Below are 20,346 nucleotides of genomic sequence, written 5' to 3' on the forward strand. Positions count from 1 at the left end.
TATCATGCAAAGAAAATTTGGCGATTATTTCACATTTAACAACATAAAAGGGGATTTATTTGGTGGCATAACCTCGGGCATCGTTGCGTTGCCACTGGCAATGGCTTTTGGTGAACAATCCGGCATGGGGGCTGCGGCCGGTTTATTCGGGGCGATTGCAATTGGTTTTTTCGCATCCCTGCTATGTTCTACCCAGCCGCAGATTAGCGGCCCTACCGCTCCCATGACAGCCGTTAGTATGGTCGTCATCTCCAACATCGTCCAGGCGTTTGACGGACAGCTTGAAAAAGCACTGCCCTCGATTCTGATGGTTTTTTTTCTGGCCGGTTTGACACAGGTTGCGCTCGGGCTGATCGGCATTGGCAAATACATCAAGTACGTTCCTTATCCCGTTATTTCGGGATTCATGTCGGGCATCGGAATCATTATCATCATTGGTCAGCTTCTTCCGCTCTTGGGCTATGACCCAGCCAATGACACGGCTCTGATCGAGAAAAATATTCCGAAAGCCGAGGCTAATTTAATCAGTAAAATTTTCCAGAAAGACGAAAACCGGGCCATCTCGTTGAGTACCCTCGACAGCCTGGAAACCCGCTTACTGCTGGCCAAAGAAATAACCCAAGAGGACGTATTGCAGGAAGCGGTTGCCATCAGTAAAAGTCAGGTAAAAAGTCCACTGGGAGCCCTTCAGAATATTGGCCGCGCCATCAAACAATTCAACGTTCTGGAATTCCTGATTGTCGTATCCACCATCGTGGTCATCTATGGGTTTCAAAAACTAATTGCCATCATCCCCACACGAAATTCCATTATCGGCGGGTTAAAGAAAATTACCTCTTCCATTCCCAGTACCCTGGTCGCCCTGATCCTGGTGTCGGCGGTTGCCGTGGCTTTGGGTCTTAAGCTGCGGTCGATTGAACAGATCCCCCAAGGGTTTCCCTCATTTCACCTGTCAATTTTTACTGAATTTAGCTTTAGTGCGATACGGCCTTTTCTGATGGCTATCTTTTCCCTGGCCTTGCTGGGTTCGATCGACTCCCTGCTGACTTCGGTCATCGTTGACAATATGACCAAGACCAGGCACAACAGCAGCCAGGAGCTCATTTCGCAGGGTGTCGGAAACAGTATGTCGGCATTATTCGGGGGCATTCCGGGGGCCAGCGCAACGATCCGGACCATGGTGAATATGCGATCGGGCGGTACGACCCGGCTATCCGGCATTTTTGCCGCCGGTTTACTGCTGCTCATCCTGTTGGCATTAGCTCCCGTTGCCTCCCTGATTCCGTCTGCCGTCCTGGCGGGCGTATTGATTACCGTGGGAATTGGCATTTTGGATTACCGGGGCCTGAAAGCCATCGGCAAAATGCCAATTGGAGACGTTGCGGTGATGCTCATCGTCATGCTGATTACCATCTTCTGGGATTTGGTGATTGCGGTGGGCATTGGCCTGGTGATTTCCTCCCTCATCTTCATGAAGAAAATGGGCGAAATCTCCGCGGATCGATCGGCAGTCAACCGGATTGATCCGACCCAGGATCTGCCCTGGCTGGACGAGGAACGTTTACCCGCCGAATTTAAGCAGGATGTATTCATCAAACACCTGGTCGGCCCTATCTTCTTCGGCTACACGAATGAACTGCAACTCATGGCCTCTGAGGTTCCGCGTAGTTCAAAGTTTATTATTATCCGCATGGAAAAAGTGCCCTACATTGATCAAAGTGGTCTTTACGCGCTGGAGGACATCTTTGGTGATTTAAAGAACAATGACATCGAAATTGTAATTACTGGATTGCAGCAACAACCGGAATACCTCCTCCGAAAAATTGAAATTATTCCGTTGCTCATCCCGGAAGAACAGAATTTTAAAACGTTCGAGGAAAGCGTGACCTGGATCGTTAATCACATTGAAAAAGAAGAACAAGGCGTTTGAAAAGTAAGTAGCCCCTTGTCTTGAAGGGGACTCCCCGTTTCGCCATCCTCAAAACCGGCTCGTAGTAGTCCATTTCGGGCAAAACGAGCCGGTTTACGGGTTAAAAAGCCTGGCCGAATACGCAAGCGGCCTTCGCCGGGTTGGTACTGATACTCAACCCAATAGATAAACAGGGCCTGGTTGGCCGAAAACGTATCGAACTCTCCCGCTATTAATGGTTATTTTTTTATAATTTAGCTCCTATTCCAAACTCACTTCTTCACTATGGCCTTGTACAAACTGCAAATCAATGGCAAAAGCTACCAGACCGAGGCCGAAGCGGATACCCCGCTGTTATGGGTACTTCGCGATAATCTCGGACTGGTCGGCACCAAATACGGTTGCGGTATTGCCCAATGTGGTGCCTGCACCGTTCACCTGAACGGCGAAGCGACCCGTTCCTGCGTCCTGCCGGTTTCGGCGGTCGGCACCTCCAAAGTTACTACCATCGAAGGCTTGTCGAAAAACGGCGACCATCCGGTGCAGAAAGCCTGGGATGAAGTCGATGTCGCCCAGTGCGGCTATTGCCAGGCGGGTCAGATCATGACCGCAGCCGCCCTGTTGAAGAAGAAACCCAAACCGACGGACGAAGAAATTGAAGCTACCATGTCGGGCAACCTTTGCCGCTGCGGCACGTACCACCGCATCCGTGAAGCCGTAAAAGTAGCCGCCACCAAAAAATAGTCGTTTAAAGTCTAAGGTCTAACGTTTAAAGGGCTCACGTTACCAGTCGATAACGGGTCTTACACGCTGACCTTTAAACCTTTAACGTTAAACCAACCCTACTATGACTTCTCTTCCCAATCATAGCCGTCGGAATTTCCTGAAAATTGCCGCAGCAACCGGCGGGGGCCTGATGCTGGGCTTCAACTGGTCTGAATCCGAAGCCGCCGTTGCCGGAATACCCTTGAAGGGGGTAGCCGCCCCCGGCGTGGATTTCAACAGTTATTTATCCATCAATCCCCAGGGCATCATCACGATTTTGTCGCCCAACCCGGAAGTGGGTCAGGGCATCAAAACCGCCTTCCCGATCATCGTAGCCGAAGAACTCGATGCCGACTGGAAAAACGTGGTGGTCGAACAGGCTCCACTCGATACCGTAAAATTTGAGCGCCAAGTCGCGGGCGGAAGCGGTTCCATTCCGCACTCCTGGAAACGGCTGCGCGTGGCCGGAGCAACCGCCCGAAACATGTTGATGGAGGCCGCTGCCAAACGCTGGAGCGTCCCGGTTTCCGACTGTTCAACCAGCAAAGGGTTTGTCTTGCACGCGGGGAGTAACCGCAAGCTCAGTTATGGTGAACTGGCCAATGATGCCGCCAAAATCCCGGTTCCGTCCGACGTTAAACTCAAGGAAATCAAGGACTTTAAACTAATCGGCCAGACGATCCGGAACGTGGACAACCCGGGTATCCTTACCGGAAAACCGTTGTTTGGTCTTGATTTTCAGCGCGAAGGCATGCTGATCGGGATGCTGCAACGCCCGGCATTTGGTTATAAACTCAAGTCGGTGGATGCCTCAGCCGCCAAAGCGATTCCGGGCATTGTCAATGTAGTGACAATCAACAACAGCGTGGCGGTGGTTGGCAAATCGACCTGGCAGGTAAAAAAAGCCAAGGATGCACTCAAGATTGAGTGGGAAAAAGCGGACAACCTGGAAAGTACGGAAGATCACAACCGCTTGTTCAGGGAAATGCTCGACAGCACCAGCACCACCGTTCGCCGGAAAGATGGCGATGTAGAAACAGCCTTCAAGAATGCCGCCAAGGTGGTGAAGGCCGAATACCAGTGCCCGTTCCTGCCCCACAACCCGCTGGAGCCGATGAACTTCTTTGCCCACGTCAAGGAAGATAGCGCGGAACTGGTCGGCCCCAGCCAGACGCCCGAAGCGGCCCGGAACCAGGTCGCCAAACTACTGAATTTGCCCCCCGAAAAAGTGACGGTCCAATTGACCCGGATGGGGGGCGGTTTTGGTCGGCGATTGAATACCGATTTCGCCATTGAAGCCGCGCAGGTTTCCAGGGCCGTCAAGGCCCCCGTCAAAGTCATGTGGACCCGCGAGGACGACATGACCGGCGGCATTTACCGCCCGGCGGTTCGCTACCGGTTTGAAGCCGCGCTGGATGCACAGGGCAATCTGATCGGATACAAACTTCGGGGCGCCAGCATCAACGCCGGAAATGCCACCCGTGAAGACAATTTTCCGTCCGGCGCCGTGGATAACCTACTGATCGACAGCATCGATCACAAATCGCCGATCACAACCGGGCCCTGGCGGGCCCCGATTACCAACTTTCTGGCGTTTGCCGAGCAAGCGTTTCTGGACGAGGTAGCGATGGCTGCGGGGAAAGACCCCGTGCAGTTCCGGCTCGAACTGCTCGATAAAGCCAAGCAAAAACCGGTCGGCAAAATCACCTACGACATCGACCGGATGAAGGGCGTGATCCAGCTGGCGGCCGAAAAATCGGGCTGGGGCAAGAAGAAAAACGTCGCCCTGGGTTTCAGTGTCTATTTCTCGCACCGATCGTACGTCGCGCAGGTCGGCGAAGTGGTGATGGAAAAAGGAAAACCGGTGCTCAAGAAAGTGTATTCAGCCGCCGACTGTGGGATCGTTATCAACCAGAGCGGGGCGCAGCAACAGGTACGGGGCTGCATCGTCGATGGCATCGGCCACGCCATGTACGGCAATCTGACGTTCAAAGACGGCATTCCTGATCAGAAAAACTTCAACAACTACCACCTGATTCGCATGAATGAAGTTCCGGAAATTGACGTTTACTTCGTCCAGAACGAAATCGAACCGACCGGTTTGGGGGAACCGTCGCTCCCACCCGCCGGGGCTGCCGTTGCCAACGCCATTTTCAAAGCGACCGGCAAGCGGTTATACAACCAGCCATTCGTTCAAACGGAAGTCTTCAAAGGCGTTTCGTAGTTTTAAAACCGTTACGGGCGGATCGGAAGTTGCCCTGATTGGCACCCCGGTCGGCCCGTAACGGTTTCATAGTTTATCCTTCCTCTCTTAACCCGATTATGTCTATTTATTCGACTCCCAGCCGAACCAACGGCGGGGTGAAATGGCTGCGTTTTTATCTCCTTATAACGGTATTGCCCTTGGCCTGGCAAGGGTGTTCCCTTAAAGAAAATCCACCGTCCGACGAAAGCGTCCACTCGGACTTTGTCTACCAGTATTCCATTCTCAGCGCTTTACAGGCCGGGGTATTCGACGGCAACCTCCCGTTTGGGCAACTGAAAGCAAAGGGCGATTTTGGCGTTGGCACCTTCAACCGCGTGGATGGCGAACTGGTGATCAATCAGGGAAAACGGTACCGAATCCGTGCCAACGGCAGTGTTACCGAAGTGGCCGACCGTGACAGCACGTCATACGCTATGGTGAAATTTTTCAAGGCTGACACGAGTTTTACCATCCAGTCGGCGGGTCTGAGCATGGACCAGCTGCAGCGCCAACTGACTTCCCTCCTGCCGGCCAACGATCTCTACGCCATCCGGCTTAAAGGGCAGTTTTCGAAACTGACGAGCCGCGCGCCCGGAGCGGCCCAAAAACCGTATCCGACCCTGAACGACCAGCTCACCCGGACGCAGGTGGTCTTCAACCTGACCCAGACCACCGGGGTTGCCGTCGGTTTTCTGGTGCCAACGTATATGGACAAAGTGAACGCCCCCGGTTTTCATTTCCATTATGTTTCGGACGATCTCAAATCGGGAGGACACGTTTACGATTTCACGGCCACGCAACTTACGGTGGAAATTGATCGCGCTCCGGGTTATTACGTCGAAATGAACACCAATGCCGATATTGGGAAAGTGACGTTATAAAACGGCAATTTCAGGCATCGCAGTGGCGCGTAATTAGCCACTGCGACGGCTCTGTCGGATCAGTCGTTCTGTCAAATTGAAACCCGGGCCAAACAACCGAAATAGCACAATGGTTATTAAAGGGAAGGCCATTTCCAGCCAGCTTCCTCCTTGAATGATCAAAACGCATTTATTCCGAATTAGCCTTAGTCTGGCCCTGGTTTTTCTTTTCATTCAATGCCAGAAAACCAATCCGCAGCCGCCCGAAGCCGCGGACTTCGATCCGGAAATCCCCCGCGACACGTCCTATCTGGCGGGCCCGATCTCGTTCAGACTAAAAGAATTACAGAAGAAAATCAATCAGGAACTAGACCCGGTTCTGGTCGGAAAAGGAGCTTCCAATCGCCAGAAAGGAAGCCTGTTTCCGTTTCGGGTGATTCGGTCGGGGCCGGTGCAGGTCCAATATGCCAACCAGCAGGTTCGGGTCTCGGCCCCCTTGCAACTGTTTGTGACAATGCCGTTCGGGTCCCGGAAAATCCCCGACAACAAACCGTTCTGCTCCCTGCACGTCAATTTTCAAAGCCCCCTGACGGTCACTTCAAACTGGCGGCTGGGCAGCAACGTGCAGTTTATGGACTACCAATGGATCGAAGAGCCCGAAATCCGGCTGCTCGGCCGGGAGATTTCGCTGACCAACTTTGCGCAGAATCTGCTCGACAAACACCAGGCCGCCATTGAAACCGCCATCGATTCGGCGGTCTACAAGGAACTGCGGCTCGACCAGCTGGTGATGCCGATCTGGCGGGACATTCAAAAACCGCTGCTCATCGACCGGAATTACGGGCTGTGGCTCATTCCCCAACCCATTGCGGTGGAAGCCAGTCCCATCCGTGGAAACGCGGAACAGATTACCACGCACCTGCGCATTGCCTTCGCAACGCAAACTAAACTACAACCGCAAAAACCGTTGCCGTCGAACGTTCCGCTGCCACTTTTACAGAAAAGGGATTCCGTCCAGCACACCTCGGACCTTTCGCTTCTCAGTTTCATTCCGTACGCCGACATTAACCGGATGCTCACCCGGGTGTTGAGTCAGAAAAAAAAGAAGGTGTTGCTGGGTTCGCTAACCATCGAAAAAGCGTCGGTATACGGCGGGCAGCGGGCGCTCCTGGTCAAAACCGAAGTGAGCGGCTTATTGAACGGAACGGTTTACCTGCGCGGGCGACCCACTTTCGATACCACCACCAACACCCTGCATGTCAGGAATCTAGCCTTTGATCCGGGAACGGTCAGGGAATTATCCAAAATCTCCAATTCGGTGGTGCAAAAGGGATTATCCAAAGCCCTCGAAAGTTTCCTGACAATTTCGCTGGGGGAGGAAATTGAACAGATTCCGCAGAAAATTACCGAATCGTTCGAAAAGGGAAAATCGGGTAAAAAGACGGACCTCGGCATCAACGATTTCCGGTTTACACCCCAGAAAATTGCCATCCGGCCGGACGGCATTCAGGCTCTGATCCGGGTCCAGTCGAAGGTGGCCGTCAAGGTGGAACGATTATAAATTTCACTGAAAACAGTGGCTGATAATAACCGTCTGGTTTCCTTCGGGCTTTCGGGCCGGTGCTGCACGCGATACAGAATGCTGTTGAAGCCTGATAAAAAAGCTGGAAACCAATCTGGTCCGGCAGCGGTTTTCTGCCAATAACCCACGACACATGATTTACCTTGTTTTCAGTCTGGCGGTTTTGCTGCTGGGCGGTTTAATCTGGCAGTACCGGAAACAAAGCCGCCCGCTGGCTACCCCACCCTCCACCGCCGATTACCGTCCCTTACTGGAACAGCACGTGGCGTATTACCGGTCGCTCAGTCCAGAAAACAAAGCGGTTTTTGAAGCCCGGGTCCATCAGTTTTTAAGCCACACCCGCATCGAAGGCGTGGGGACCACCGTTGACGACCTCGACCGGGTGCTGGTCGCCAGCAGCGCGGTGATTACCCTTTTTGGGTTTAAAGCCTGGTCGTTCTTTCGGCTGACGACGGTTTTGCTGTACGACAACCATTTCAATGCCAACTTCGAAACCACGGGCAAAAACCGGAACATTCTGGGCATGGTGGGCGAAGGCGGGGCGCTGCAAAGCACGATGGCGCTGTCAAAACCGGCGCTGCACGAAGGGTTTGCCAACGAGAGCAGCAAAGAAAACACCGGCATTCATGAGTTTGTCCACCTGCTCGACAAAGCCGACGGCGCCACCGATGGCGCACCGGAATACCTGCTGAACAACAGCCACCTCAAACCCTGGCTGCAACTGATCCACGCCAGCATCCGCGACATCCAGGCCAACCGCTCGGACATCGACCCCTACGCCATGACCAACGAAGCCGAGTTCTTCGCCGTAGTTTCCGAGTACTTCTTCAAACGCCCGGATTTATTGCAGGAGAAACACCCGGAGCTGTTTGCCAGGCTGGAGGAGATTTTTCAGCAAAAACCGTTGGAAAGTAACCCTTCTGATATTGCCGATTAACAGGCGTATTTGGTCAGCACGAAGGGTTCGGTTTATCCCAATTCACGATGCAAAGGACATTCGACGAGATACAAAATACTCTTCGCCAGTTGGGGCTAACTCACTTCATCAACGTAACCGGTATCCATCTTAACAAAACTGGCCGGAACCAACACGTCTCCGTGTTCACCCCGGCCAGCGGAAGCATATCTCAGAAATCCCTTACGGCATCGAAGTCGAATACAACTGATTGAACAGCAATTTAAAGGTACCATGCGCCTGGGCCCGGAAGGTAATTTCGGGTCCGAACGCGTAGAGTTTACCAGCACCAACCGGGGCCATAAAAGCCGCCACGCCATCCTGCAAATACGCCTGTCCCCAGGCCCAGCCGCTACGCAGCGGTTTGGGGTTGGGGAACCAGGCCAGCGGTTTCACCAGGCCCTTCGCCACGGCATCCGGTGCAATTTTGAACACCGGGCTGGCGTCGAAATACACATCGGTTTGCTGCGGCATCCCCCAGGTGGCCTGCTGCGTCGAATCCAGGCTGACCTGCAAAATGCTGCCCGGAATGTAGTACTTTTCGTTCGGCAACGGGCGCTCGCTCCCCGCACTGGTCATTTCCACCAGCGCATTTTTCACCGGCAGACCCAAATGATAGGCCAGGTTCGTGCTGCTGCCGATCGTCACGATGTTGCCACCCGCTTCCAGGAATTTCTTCAGTTGCGGGATCGACTTGTCGGCCGTGATCTTGCCGAGCCACGGGCGGAATTCGGATGGAATTTCTTCGGTTTTGGGCTCCCGGCTGGCAAAACCGCCTTCGCCCCCACCCGTACCACTGGCTCCTGCCGCCGGAATGGCCCGCGTCACGAACACAATGACATCGTATTTTTTCCGCAGATCACCGGCGTCGATGTCCTGGGCGTAAATCACCTGCATCGGAAAATGGTACTGCTCCATCAGCCAGCGCACCCAGCCCGACGGCATCGAACCGCCGTAGGTATCCCAGAGGGCAATCCGCATCGGCGACACTTTGACCAGCGCACCCGTCGGCCGTTTGGCCAAACCGGTCACGTCCAGACTTAGCTCCCGGGCCGATTTTTCCAGCAAGGTCTTGGCTTTGGCCGAGGCCGGCACGAAAAACGAACCCGCGGCCAGCTCCGGTTTTCCGCTAACGCCTGTCGGTATACGATACACCTCCACGCCGGCTTTCAGCAAATCATTGACCGCAATGAACGTATTGTTCGCCCGCGAACTCAGCGTGTAGCCCGCTACCGTGCCGGTTTCCAGCCGGCCTTTCGGCGTTAGCAATTCGCCGTACGGCAACTTCCTGAACGGCCCGTCAAACCCGTCGAGCACCCGATCCACTTTCACCCCCATCTGGTAGGCCAGCGTCCAGCCAGCCGCATCGTAGGGCCGCACCGGCGGACCACCGGGATACTGAAAATCATTGGGATGATCCTGCGGCTCAAACATGTCCAGCACGTGCGGCCGGAAGGCCTGGTCGGTTTTCACGATGTACGAACCCGCCGGGTATTTTTTTCCCGCCACCGTAAAATCCGCCGTTGCTTCCTGCACCTGAATACCGGTTTTAATCAGCGCATTCAAAAATTTCACGGCCGTCGCAAAATCCGGCTGATGGGCCGAAACGATGTAGCCGCGCGGATCGCGCAGGGCCGGATCTTTCAAGACCGCATCGAAATACTTCACCGGAATACCACCCCCGCGCGTCAGCAATCCGTACTGATCCGGCGTAGCGGCCCGGGCCGTTCCCGGCGTATTTTTCTTCAAATCGTCCTGGTGCAACTGGTTGATCGCATCGACCCGTTTCGGGGATAAAGTCCAGTAATCGCTGCTGCCGTGTTCGATGGCGTTTTTGCCCATCCGGTAAATGTTGTACAGCAACTGGTCGCTGTGCCGGGCCGCGTAGTCGAGCGTTGCGTAGTTCAGCGATATCGAATAGTCGATCGACTGCTTGAAATACCACTTCTGGGGCGTCACCGGGAAGGGTGTATTGCCGTTCGGAATCAGCCGGTTCGGTACCAGCGGCACGTCTTCCGGCGTCGGGTTTCCGATAATTTCGGTCAACAGACCGATCATGTTGTGGAAGTGCGTCGTGGTCCGCAACCCGCCGTTGTACCAGGTCGAGAACACCGACCCGCCCAGGCGTGTAAAACCGGGTTTGTTTTCCGAATTCAGCCGGTTGACCATGGCCGCCCCCAGGGCGTCGATTCCGGTAATCATCAGCGGCTCGAACACGTAGTTGAACGGATCGCGGTAGGGCGGCCCTGCCAGCACCGAACCCGCCGGTCCGCGCTGATGGTGGTTGTACATAATCTGCGGAATCCACTCAACAAACAACTGACGTCCAATATTTTGCGACTCTTTCATATTCATAATAAAAAAGTCGCGGTTGTTGTCGTGACCGGCGTATTTCTGGTACAGCCGGGGCAGGTTTTCGAGCAGGCGCTTCTCCGGTTTTGGCTCGCGCATATACCAGCTACTAACCAGTTCCTGCCCGTCGGGGTTGGCGTGCGTCAGCAGAATGACGACCTTATCCAGAATACGCAGCGTTTCGGGGTCTTTGCGGCTGACGAGTTGCCAGGCCGTTTCGATGAGCTGCATGGTCCCGACGGTTTCGGTCGCGTGCAAACCGCCGTCGATCCAGACCACGGCTTTCCCCTCGGCGGCCAACGCCCGGGCCTGCTCGTCCGTCAGTCCTTCGGCGCGGGCCATTTTGGTCGAAATTTCCTTGTAGCGATCGAGTTTTTTGAGGTTCTCGGGCGAGGAAACGATGATCATGTACTGGTGCCGACCTTCCTCGGTCATTCCGATATCGACCAATTTGGTCCGGTCCGAAGCCGCCAGTTTTTTGAAATACGCTTCGGTTTGGGTGTAGGTAGCGAGCTGGTAATCATCGCCGATATTGAAACCAAAATGCTCCTTTGGCGACGGAATCGACTGTGCCCGAACGGTGGTCAGGCTGATCAACAACAAGAAGAGTACCCCAGGTAAAAAATGTTTTCTCATAGAAAGAGGCTTAGTTCGTTGAATAAGACGAAATAAACTATTTTTCTGATTACTCCGAACCCCTCACAAAATATAATTTTACAATTTATAACCAAAGCCATATATTTTATGGCGAATTGTAGATTTAAAACCCAAATTGTAAAGAAGTTGACAGAAAACGGCTATTCGATCTTCCGGAGTTCTTCCTGCCGGTCTTTGTCCAGTCCGACTTTGTCGAAATCCGCGACGGTGTTTAGTTCAACCGTGTACCCCTGGATTTTATCAATCTCGACCGTCAGTTCATTCGTCGTAAAATCGAAAATATGCCCCCCGGATTTATGGTCATCCGCCAGGTAATGAAAGTGAAAACCGGGTACGTTGACCTTCGCCAGATAGCCCGGCAGCAGAAACCCGATCACTACTCCGCTCGTGTTGCTGAGATTGAACAGGTATTGATGCTTGGCCAGGTGGTCTTTCAAACTCGGATACGGTTTTCGGGCCGCACCCGGGGCGCGGGCGGTCAGTTTCGAAAACCGCCCTTTCATCCGAATCGCGTAGAGTTCATTGGCGGGCAGGGTTGCCATCAGTTGCTGCTCCAGTTGGTCGAGCGTAATCGTCGAATCCCGAAGGGTGAAACTGCTGTCGGCTTTGAAAAACTTCACAAAGGCAATCGACGTGCTGTCGTGGTCGGGCACTTCCTGAATGCTGCCGTCGTAACGGACTTTATACACTTTTCCCTGATCTACAATCAGTTCGCCATCGACCCGATTGAAGGTCCCGATCCCGAAATCGCCCTTGGTTTTTAGTTGCCCGAGTGTCAGATTGCCGTCGAAAACCCCGCCCAGCAGGGCGTCGATGATCGAATACTGGTACATAAAATCCGACTTGGCGGATGGCACCCCGTCGGCGGCTCCGGTTTGCCGCGAGGTACAAGCCTGCACGAATAAGCTACTGACTGTCAGTGCATAAAGCAACCAATTGGCCCGTAGGGCCTTTGCGTAACATTTCATCTTAATTAAACGGATCTGGTTTAGGAATTAAGTTTGGTTCAGCGGATGACCCAACTTCACCGCTTCGGGCCGGTCGAATCGTAAACGACCACTTTCTCCCACAAGGCGGAGTAGTCTTCCACAAATTTCAGGTGAATCGGGTGTGTCTGGTAAATCTCTTCTTCCATCAAATTATTGAAGAAGCACAACCACGAAACCGCGTACGAACGCTCGATGACCGAACGCGTGGTGGCGGCCGGTTCGCCGATGTGTACAAATTTGATGGTGGGCACTTTGGCCAGTTTATTGAGCCCTTCGATCAGTTTTGCCTTGTCGGCCGCGCTGTCCGGATTTTTCAGGTAGAAATAAACGTGATGGACGAATAATTCTTTCGCAGCAGGGGCCGATAAACCAAGTCCCAGGCTCGCTCCAAGGCTGCTTTTGACAAATTTCCGGCGTGATTGGTCTTTCATAAAGGGATTCGTTACGGAGAATGATTCGCGAAGTAACCGGATTGTCCGGTAAAAACCGAAAACTCCGGTTTTATTCCGGTAACCGGCTGTACACCAGAACCGCGTGCGAAACGTGAAAACCCAGAAAAAGCAGGGACACCAGCCCGAAAACCCAGCGCCGGAATGGCAGACCGAAATAAAATGAATGGCCCATAAGAGCAATCCCCGCTAGCCACAACACGGGCGTGTAGGCCGGTGCCGCAAAACCGGCCAAACTCCTGCTCCAGCGACAGTCAGGCCAGACGAGCAGGGCCAGCCAGGAGGCAAAATAAACCGCCAATCCAAACAGGTACAGGTAAAAACCGTTCTTCTGGGTATTCGTGGTCAGGCGTAACGGCATCAGGAACGCGAGAACAAAAACCCCCATTCGGAAAATAGTTTCGCCATACGCCAGAACCGGCGGAATGCGGGCCCCGAAACGTTCCGGCTGAAACGGTTCCGGCAGGTCATCGGTCAGCGCCAGATTCCAGATCAGGATCGGGATGGTCAGCAGAAAACAGTTCTGGAGGTAGTAGCGCAGGGAGCTTGTCTTCACAGTCCTTTCGTTAGGAGTTGGCGGTTTGGGCAGTCGGCGACGAAATTACGTTACTTTTGTGAATGGAAACCGCTCAACACCTCGCTCCCTTTCTCTCGAACCTGGGAATTTCATCCTTAAACCCCATGCAGGAGGCCGCCCTGACGACCATCGGACGCGAAAAGGCGGTTTTGTTGCTGGCTCCGACCGGTTCCGGCAAAACCCTCGGCTTCCTGCTCCCGGTTTTGCAACAGCTCCAGCCCGCCCTCAAAACCGTTCAGTGCCTGATTCTGGCCCCGACCCGCGAACTGGCCCTGCAGATCGAGCAGGTCTGGAAAAAAATGGGAACCGGTTATAAAGTCAACGTCTGTTACGGCGGGCATCCGATGCAAACCGAAATCCAGAATCTGAGCAACCCGCCCGCCCTGCTGATCGGTACCCCGGGCCGCATTGCCGACCACCTCGACCGCGGAACGGTTGATCCGGCCGGGATTCGGACCCTGGTGCTGGATGAATTCGACAAATCGCTGGAACTCGGTTTTCACGAGCAGATGGCGTTTATTATCGGACACCTTCGCGGGCTCGACAAACGGGTACTGGTGTCGGCCACGGCCGGAATTGCCATTCCGGAATTTACGGGAGTCAAGGCTCCTGTCCGGCTCAATTTCATCCCGGAGACTGATCAGGCGAACCGCCTAACCACCCGACTGGTTCCCTCCGACAAGCCCGACAAAACGGATTCCCTAGTCCGGCTGATCGGTGCGCTGGATTCCGAAGCCGCACTGATCTTCTGCAACCTGCGTGACACCGCCGAACAACTCAGCGAATCCCTGAACCGACGCGGGATTCTGACGGCGTTCTACCACGGCAGGCTGGAGCAGGACGAGCGCGAACGCGCCCTGATCCGGTTTCGCAACGGCAGCGTCCGCTACCTGATTACGACGGATCTGGCCGCACGTGGACTCGATATTCCCGAAATGAAACACGTCATTCATTTTCAGTTACCGCTGCACGAACACGAATTCCTCCACCGCAACGGTCGCACCGCCCGGATGCACGCTTCCGGGACGGCATACATCCTGATTTCCCGGGAAGAAGCCCTACCGGCCTACCTCCCGGATGCGCTGGAAGAACTCACCTTACCGGATACGCATTCCCTACCAGAACCGCCTGAATTTCAGACGATTTATATCAGTGGCGGCAAGAAAAACAAACTCAGTAAGATGGATATTGTCGGTTTTTTCTCGCAAAAAGGTGGTCTCGAAAAAGGGGATCTGGGATTAATTGAAGTCCGGGATTTCAGTTCCTTTGCCGCCGTGCGAACCGCCAAAGTCAACGCTTTGCTGGCATCGGTTAAAGACCAGAAAATGAAAGGGAAAAAGTACAAAATCGAGCTGGCACGGTAGGAGAAGGCAGGGCTGATTGACTTTCATCCATTACTACGATCAATCGTCGCCCCGGTCTCATGGCTGTTTCGTAAAATCCAGGTCATGGAAATCGTAGCTGAAATCGGTCAGGGGTGAAATGGCCTTCATTTTCATCGAAACCGGTTTTCCTTCGTAATCCAGCCCGAACATTACGAAGGCGTCGGCTTCCAGACTGCGGTCCTTCCATTTAACGACGAACGTATTGCCTTTGTAGTGGAACAATTCGCCCGTCAGACGCGGGGAGCGTTTCGAGACGAAGCGGAGTTTCAGGTCGTCGGCCACAATGGACACGTCGCCCAGCCAGTTGTCGCGGTAAGTACCCGCGTAGAAATAGATCGGTGGTTTGGGGGCGGTATTCTGCTTTTCGGCTTCGACGGTTTTCCAGACCTCGGCGGTCACCTTGTCGGCATTTGCGGTATTGGCCCGCATCCGGTCGGCGTATTCCCTGACCCGATCGGTGCCGGTCAGGCCGAAATAACTGTCCTTGATCTGGTTCGTAATCGCCGTAAAAGCCGCCCCGGCCTGCTGATTGGTCAGCACGATGATTCCCAGTTTCAGTTCCGGCAACAGGGTCACCTGCGTCACCATGCCCGGCAAACCGCCCGTATGCGTCACCTGTTTGTAACCCTTCACGTCGCTCAGCCCCCAGCCCAGACCGTAGGCGCTGAAGTGGGTGTTATACGGCCCCGGATTCCGCACCGGAATGATCGTCTGCGGGGTCCACATCTCATCCTGAACGGTTCGGCTAAAGAGCGTTTGGCCCGCGCCGTAGGTACCCCCGTTGAGTTGCATGATCACCCACTTACTCAGGTCGTTGAGGCTGCTGTAAATCCCTCCGGCCGAATTTCCCACGTCGAGCCGCCCCCGTTTGATGCGTTGCAGTTTGCCATCCAGCACGGCATGGGCGTCGATGAGGTTGGTCTGATTTTTCGGCAATCGCGTAAACGATGCCCGGCTGTCGGTCATCTGGAGCGGCTGCATGATGCGGGTTTCCACAAACTCCTCCCAGCTTTGGCCCGACACCCGTTTGACCACCTCCCCGGCCACCATGTACAGCAAATTGTCGTAATCGTATTTGGTCCGGAAACCGGAAACCTGTTTCAGGTAACGCAGGTTGTGGATGACATCCTTCAGCGTAAAATCGCTCGAATCGGGGAAAAACATCAGATCACCCGCCCCCAGGCCCAGCCCGCTGCGGTGCGTCAGCAAATCGCGGACGGTAAACTCCTCGGTGACGTACGGATTGTACAGCCGGAATTCGGGAATGAAATCGATAACTTTTGAATCCCAGCTCAGTTTGCCCTCGTCGATCAGTATTCCCAGGGTGGCCGCCGTGAACGCCTTGGTGTTGGAGGCAATGCCGAATAAGGTATTGCCGTCTACTTTCTGCGGTGCATTCAACGACCGAACTCCGTAGCCCTTCGCGTGAATGACCTTTCCATCTTTTACCACGGCCACGGCAATCCCCGGCACCTGAAAGGTTTTCAGGGTCTGCTCGACCAACTGATCGATTTGCGGAGAAGTGATGACCTGGGCAAAAACCGGTCGGAAAAGAAGCGTTTGAATGAGCAGAAAAACGATGAAGCGTAGGGGTGATTGCATGGCCGACGGGTTGATTACCGTCTAAAGATAAAAACTCAGCGGCAATTTTTATCCATCCCGCCAACGAACCATTCATCGAGCAAAAAAACCGCCGACGCAGGATCCATAGCACGGCTTCCGTTTCTGTTTTTCCTTTGAACCCACCAAACGGCCAATGGGACAAAAACGGCCCTCGTTGCCTGCTTTGACCGATTCTATTCACACACAAACAACAAATACGATGAAAACTCTCATTGCTTCCGCTTTCCTCGGCTTGACGCTAGGAACCGCTACAATCTGTCCGGCAGCTGATCAAAACGACATTGCCGAAACCAGGCCAACCTACCAATCCGTGGTTTACCCGGTGATCAACAGCACCAAAATCCGGGTGAATATTGCCAAAGAAAAAACCGCCAGGGTACACGTCAGCCTGAAAAACGAAGCGGGCGAAACGCTGGCTTCCGAACAAGTCGGGAAAGGCCATGCCTCGTCGGCGATCCGGTTTGACCTAAGCGGGTTGAAGGATGGCGTCTACACGGTCGAAGTGTCCGACGGCACCACCAAACAGAGCAAAGACGTGAAAATACAAACGACTACGCCAACCGTTGAACGGGAACGTTTCGTCGCCGTGAACTAACCATCCCCACCGTCTTGAACAGGGAGCGGTTTTGATGGCTTTATACTCCTTAAAACCGGCTCCCTGCTTTTAGTCCCTGTTACTATATGCCTTACTTGCCACCGGGGCGGGTGGGCCGCACCTCGATTTTACTGGGCAACGTCCGGGCGGGCATGTGGATGAGGTCGGCAACGAGCTGACCGATGTCCTCCGGCTGGATTTTCCAGGCGTCTTTTTCGCTGGGTTCGTGGTTGTTGAAATACGAGGCCACCGAACCGGGCATGATCGTCGATACTTTAATCCCCAGACTCCGCAGGTCGAGCATCAAGGCCTGGGTAAAACCGACCAGCCCAAACTTGCTGGCGTTGTAGGCGGTTCCATTCTCGAAGAAATTCGTTCCGGCCAGACTCGCAATGGTAATGAAATAGCCTTCGGTTTCCTTCAGCGCATCCAGGGTTGCTTTGATGGAATAAAACACGCCGGTCAGGTTGATGTCGATGGTTTCCGACCACTGCTCGGGCGTCAGTTCCTGAATGGGCGCAAAATGGCCGACGCCGGCGTTGGCGATGACATAATCCAGCCGACCCCATTGTTGCAAAATGGCATCGACGGCCCGCTGCTGCGACACCAGATCGCGGACGTCGGCGGCAATGCCCAGTGCAAAACCGCTCTTGATTTGATTGAGCGCGGCTGCGGCTTCTTCGGCGTTTTCCTGCGAACGGCTGGTGATGGCCACCCGGATTCCGTCCTTGATCAATACTTCGGCGATGCCGTACCCAATTCCTTTCGATCCGCCGGTTATGAGGGCGGTTTTGATTGTTTCTGCCATAATTCTGAAAAAATACCCCTTTCGACACGTGGGAAAGTTGCTGGAATAACCCCGCAATTAGTATGAAAGTTTACATTTCGACTTTTAAGGATAGCCTGAATACCCATCGTTTTTCAACGCTTTATGTCCATGAAACCGCTTCTCCTGCTTTTTCTGATCGGCTTTATCCTTCAAACGGCTGTCGCCCAAACGATTCCATCCGGCGTTTATTCCTGGCAAAAAGCCGCAGTGGTCAGCAAAGACGGGTACGAAGAACGGACGTTGCTGGAAGGCACAACCCGGGATTTTAATGATTTCAGTGTACGCGGCATAACGTTGCCCGTTAATTACCCGGTCGGCCCATCCCAAAAACTGGACGACGAGATCATGCTCATCGTGAAGGAAGGCGAGCTCACCGTCACGCTGGGCGAAAAGACGAAAACCCTGGGGCCGGGCAGCGTGGTGCTGGTGATGCCGGGTGATGCGCACCGGTTTGAAAACAAAAGTGCCCAACCGGTAACGTATTATCTCATGCGATATGCCTCCAAGGAAGTGCCGGATCTGGACCTGACCCGCATGGCCGGTCATTCGTTCTGGATCGACTGGAAAGACGTTCCGTTTAAAGCGCACGACAAAGGCGGTATTCGGAAACTGTTCGACCAGGCGACGGTGATGTGTAAACGCTTCGAAATGCACGTAACCACGCTGAACGAAGGCATCTGGAGCCACCCGCCCCACACGCACCGGGCGGCCGAAATCCTGCTGCTGATCGAAAACCGCGCCCAGGAGAGCATCGACGGCCGAATGCTGGCGGCCGAGGTCGGTGACATTATTTTTCTGGAATCCAACGTTCCCCACGGGATTCTTAATTCGGGCAAAGGGTCCTGTACCTACTTCGCCTTCCAGTTCGAATAGGGTTAGCGGTTAAAAATCAGTTTCCGCAAAATCCCGACGCTTTGTTCCAGTTCGGTTTCGGTGCTGGACGCAAACCCCAACCGGGTGCTGTTCAGTTGTTTACCGGGCGGATTGTGCGCCAGTCCGTCGGACAGCAGCAAACCGTGATTGGCCGCTTTCTGTGCCAGGGTCTTCGGATCGATTCCGTCCGCAAAGGTAGCCCAGACGGCCAGACCACCCTCCGGCTGCTTAAAGCGAACCGCGCCCTCTAACGCACTGTCTACCAGCGAACAGAAGTATTTACACCGGGCGGCATACACCTGATGGGCTTTTTTGAGGTGCCGTCGCATGGCGCCGTTTCGGAAAAGCTGCCCCACCGCAAACTCCAGCATGGGATCCCCCTGCCGGTCGATAATCCGCCGTAAACGGCCGAGTTCGTCGATCACGGTTTCGGGCGCCACCAGGTAGCCAATCCGAAACGCCGGCGCTACCGATTTCGACAACGAGCCGATATAGATCACCATGCCATGCTGGTCGGCGCTGGCCAGCGGCACAATGGGTCGGCGAAAGTAGTGGAACTCATAGTCGTAATCATCTTCCAGGATGGCAAAACCGTACTGCTGACTCAATTCCAGCAACCGCAACCGACGGTCGGACGGCATTGTCACGGTCGTGGGGTAATGATGATGCGGGGTTACATACACCAGCCGAACCGGGCGACGCGCACACAGATCCGCCAGGGCGTCCACATCGATTCCGTACGGATCGACCGGGACGGTTTGTAAGTCCGCGCCGGTTTCCAGAAAATTCATGTTGGCCCCCGACCAGTTGGTTTCGCCCACCACCGCCAGCTGGCCCCGCTCCAGCAGCAACTGACTCACCAGATGTATCCCCATAATGCTGCCCCGCACAATCAGGATGTTGTCGGCCGTCGTCCGCAGCGCCCGGGTTTCGTTGAGGTGAGCCGACAGTTCTTCCCGCAGCAGGCGGTTTCCTCTCGGATCACCGTAGCCAAAATGCTGCTGCGGGTTGCCCCATCGGAAATACGACCGGTAGGCCCGCGCCAGTTCGTCCATCGGTGCCAGACGAATATCCGGGAAACCATCGTCCAGCCGTAAACCGTCGTTCATGAGCAGCAATGGGCGCTGCCGGTGCGGTTTGGAGACAAACACAAAACCCGGCTCCTTCCTTAACCACTGCGAGTCGGCCGGTTGTGCGAAGGCTTCCGGCCGGACCAGCGGCAACGGATTGGCGACAAAGGTGCCACTGCCCGCCCGCGACTCCAGCCAGCCTTCGGCCAGCAACTCGTCAAAAGCCGCAATGACGGTTTTCCGATGAACCCCGAGCAAGGCGGCCAACTGCCGGGTGCCGGGCAATTTCTGGCCGGGCTTCAGCGCATTCTCGCCGATCAATCCCCGAATCTGTTCGGCCAGTTGCAGAAAAACCGAAACGTCGGCGGTTTTATCGAGGGTAATTAACGATTTGAATGGCGGCATACCGGACTACTATTTTTTCAAAAACCGGATGATTTATAGAGTCCGGCAAAGGAGCACTTTTGTAATGGAAAAAGCAACCAGCGACGGGTTTGCGGTGATTCGGTTTACGGTATTCGGTATTCCGTTTGGCCGGCAACCATAAAAGTTTTGGAATCCTGTCAACAGAAACAACACCTGATGAACTCATTCACAAGTTAAAATGATCGCAAACCGCAAACTGAAAACC

At 54.3% G+C, this 20,346-nt stretch carries 16 protein-coding genes; 9 read left to right on the plus strand and 7 right to left on the minus strand.

Going from position 1 to position 20,346, the window contains the following annotated elements:
* The first annotated feature begins 4 nt into the window (after positions 1–4).
* From ACFPMF_RS04295 to ACFPMF_RS04320, 6 genes are all read left to right on the plus strand, one after another.
* Complete coding sequence (locus ACFPMF_RS04295) at positions 5–1,930, plus strand: SulP family inorganic anion transporter (RefSeq protein ID WP_379841459.1); 1,926 nt, start codon at positions 5–7, stop codon at positions 1,928–1,930.
* Positions 1,931–2,194: 264 nt separating this feature from the next.
* The gene (locus ACFPMF_RS04300) at positions 2,195–2,653 is read left to right on the plus strand and encodes a (2Fe-2S)-binding protein (protein WP_379841461.1); all 459 of its coding nucleotides are present in this window, start codon (positions 2,195–2,197) and stop codon (positions 2,651–2,653) included.
* 103 nt (positions 2,654–2,756) lie between these two features.
* Complete coding sequence (locus ACFPMF_RS04305; protein WP_379841463.1) at positions 2,757–4,898, plus strand: xanthine dehydrogenase family protein molybdopterin-binding subunit; 2,142 nt, start codon at positions 2,757–2,759, stop codon at positions 4,896–4,898.
* 98 nt (positions 4,899–4,996) lie between these two features.
* On the plus strand, positions 4,997–5,800 hold the full coding sequence (gene budA, locus ACFPMF_RS04310) for an acetolactate decarboxylase (RefSeq protein ID WP_379841465.1): 804 nt from the start codon (positions 4,997–4,999) through the stop codon (positions 5,798–5,800).
* Positions 5,801–5,954: 154 nt separating this feature from the next.
* A complete protein-coding gene (locus tag ACFPMF_RS04315; protein ID WP_379841467.1) occupies positions 5,955–7,340 on the plus strand; it encodes a DUF4403 family protein in 1,386 nt (461 codons plus the stop codon).
* A gap of 154 nt (positions 7,341–7,494) precedes the next feature.
* Complete coding sequence (locus ACFPMF_RS04320) at positions 7,495–8,298, plus strand: M90 family metallopeptidase (RefSeq protein ID WP_379841469.1); 804 nt, start codon at positions 7,495–7,497, stop codon at positions 8,296–8,298.
* Between the two features lie 201 nt (positions 8,299–8,499).
* On the opposite strand, the gene ACFPMF_RS04325 is transcribed toward ACFPMF_RS04320, so the two are convergent.
* The 4 genes from ACFPMF_RS04325 to ACFPMF_RS04340 all read right to left on the minus strand — a co-directional run bounded on the left by ACFPMF_RS04325 (position 8,500) and on the right by ACFPMF_RS04340 (position 13,319).
* Entirely contained in the window at positions 8,500–11,304 is a 2,805-nt protein-coding gene (locus tag ACFPMF_RS04325; RefSeq protein ID WP_379841472.1) for a M14 family metallopeptidase, read from the minus strand.
* A gap of 161 nt (positions 11,305–11,465) precedes the next feature.
* On the minus strand, positions 11,466–12,293 hold the full coding sequence (gene budA, locus ACFPMF_RS04330) for an acetolactate decarboxylase (protein ID WP_379841474.1): 828 nt from the start codon (positions 12,291–12,293) through the stop codon (positions 11,466–11,468).
* A gap of 56 nt (positions 12,294–12,349) precedes the next feature.
* Positions 12,350–12,745 (minus strand): Dabb family protein, encoded by a 396-nt coding sequence (locus tag ACFPMF_RS04335; RefSeq protein WP_379841476.1) that lies wholly within the window; start codon positions 12,743–12,745, stop codon positions 12,350–12,352.
* 70 nt (positions 12,746–12,815) lie between these two features.
* A complete protein-coding gene (locus ACFPMF_RS04340) occupies positions 12,816–13,319 on the minus strand; it encodes a hypothetical protein (RefSeq protein WP_379841478.1) in 504 nt (167 codons plus the stop codon).
* A 62-nt stretch (positions 13,320–13,381) separates the two neighbouring features.
* On the opposite strand from ACFPMF_RS04340, the gene ACFPMF_RS04345 reads away from it, so the two are divergent.
* Positions 13,382–14,704 carry a DEAD/DEAH box helicase gene (locus tag ACFPMF_RS04345; RefSeq protein ID WP_379841480.1) on the plus strand — a complete coding sequence of 441 codons (1,323 nt, stop codon included), beginning with the start codon at positions 13,382–13,384 and terminating at the stop codon, positions 14,702–14,704.
* A 57-nt stretch (positions 14,705–14,761) separates the two neighbouring features.
* On the opposite strand, the gene ACFPMF_RS04350 is transcribed toward ACFPMF_RS04345, so the two are convergent.
* On the minus strand, positions 14,762–16,327 hold the full coding sequence (locus tag ACFPMF_RS04350; RefSeq protein ID WP_379841482.1) for a serine hydrolase: 1,566 nt from the start codon (positions 16,325–16,327) through the stop codon (positions 14,762–14,764).
* Between the two features lie 220 nt (positions 16,328–16,547).
* Here ACFPMF_RS04350 and ACFPMF_RS04355 point away from each other — a divergent pair, with 220 nt between their 5' ends.
* Positions 16,548–16,943, plus strand: a complete 396-nt coding sequence (locus tag ACFPMF_RS04355; RefSeq protein WP_379841484.1) for a hypothetical protein — start codon at positions 16,548–16,550, stop codon at positions 16,941–16,943.
* 91 nt (positions 16,944–17,034) lie between these two features.
* Here ACFPMF_RS04355 and ACFPMF_RS04360 read toward each other — a convergent pair whose 3' ends face one another.
* Complete coding sequence (locus ACFPMF_RS04360) at positions 17,035–17,751, minus strand: SDR family oxidoreductase (protein WP_379841486.1); 717 nt, start codon at positions 17,749–17,751, stop codon at positions 17,035–17,037.
* Positions 17,752–17,880: 129 nt separating this feature from the next.
* On the opposite strand from ACFPMF_RS04360, the gene ACFPMF_RS04365 reads away from it, so the two are divergent.
* Positions 17,881–18,645 carry a cupin domain-containing protein gene (locus ACFPMF_RS04365; protein ID WP_379841488.1) on the plus strand — a complete coding sequence of 255 codons (765 nt, stop codon included), beginning with the start codon at positions 17,881–17,883 and terminating at the stop codon, positions 18,643–18,645.
* Positions 18,646–18,647: 2 nt separating this feature from the next.
* On the opposite strand, the gene pdxR is transcribed toward ACFPMF_RS04365, so the two are convergent.
* Entirely contained in the window at positions 18,648–20,120 is a 1,473-nt protein-coding gene (gene pdxR / locus ACFPMF_RS04370; protein ID WP_379841490.1) for a MocR-like pyridoxine biosynthesis transcription factor PdxR, read from the minus strand.
* Between the last annotated feature and the right edge of the window lie 226 nt (positions 20,121–20,346).

This window comes from Larkinella bovis (assembly GCF_042655385.1).
Taxonomy (GTDB): Bacteria; Bacteroidota; Bacteroidia; order Cytophagales; family Spirosomataceae; genus Larkinella; species Larkinella bovis.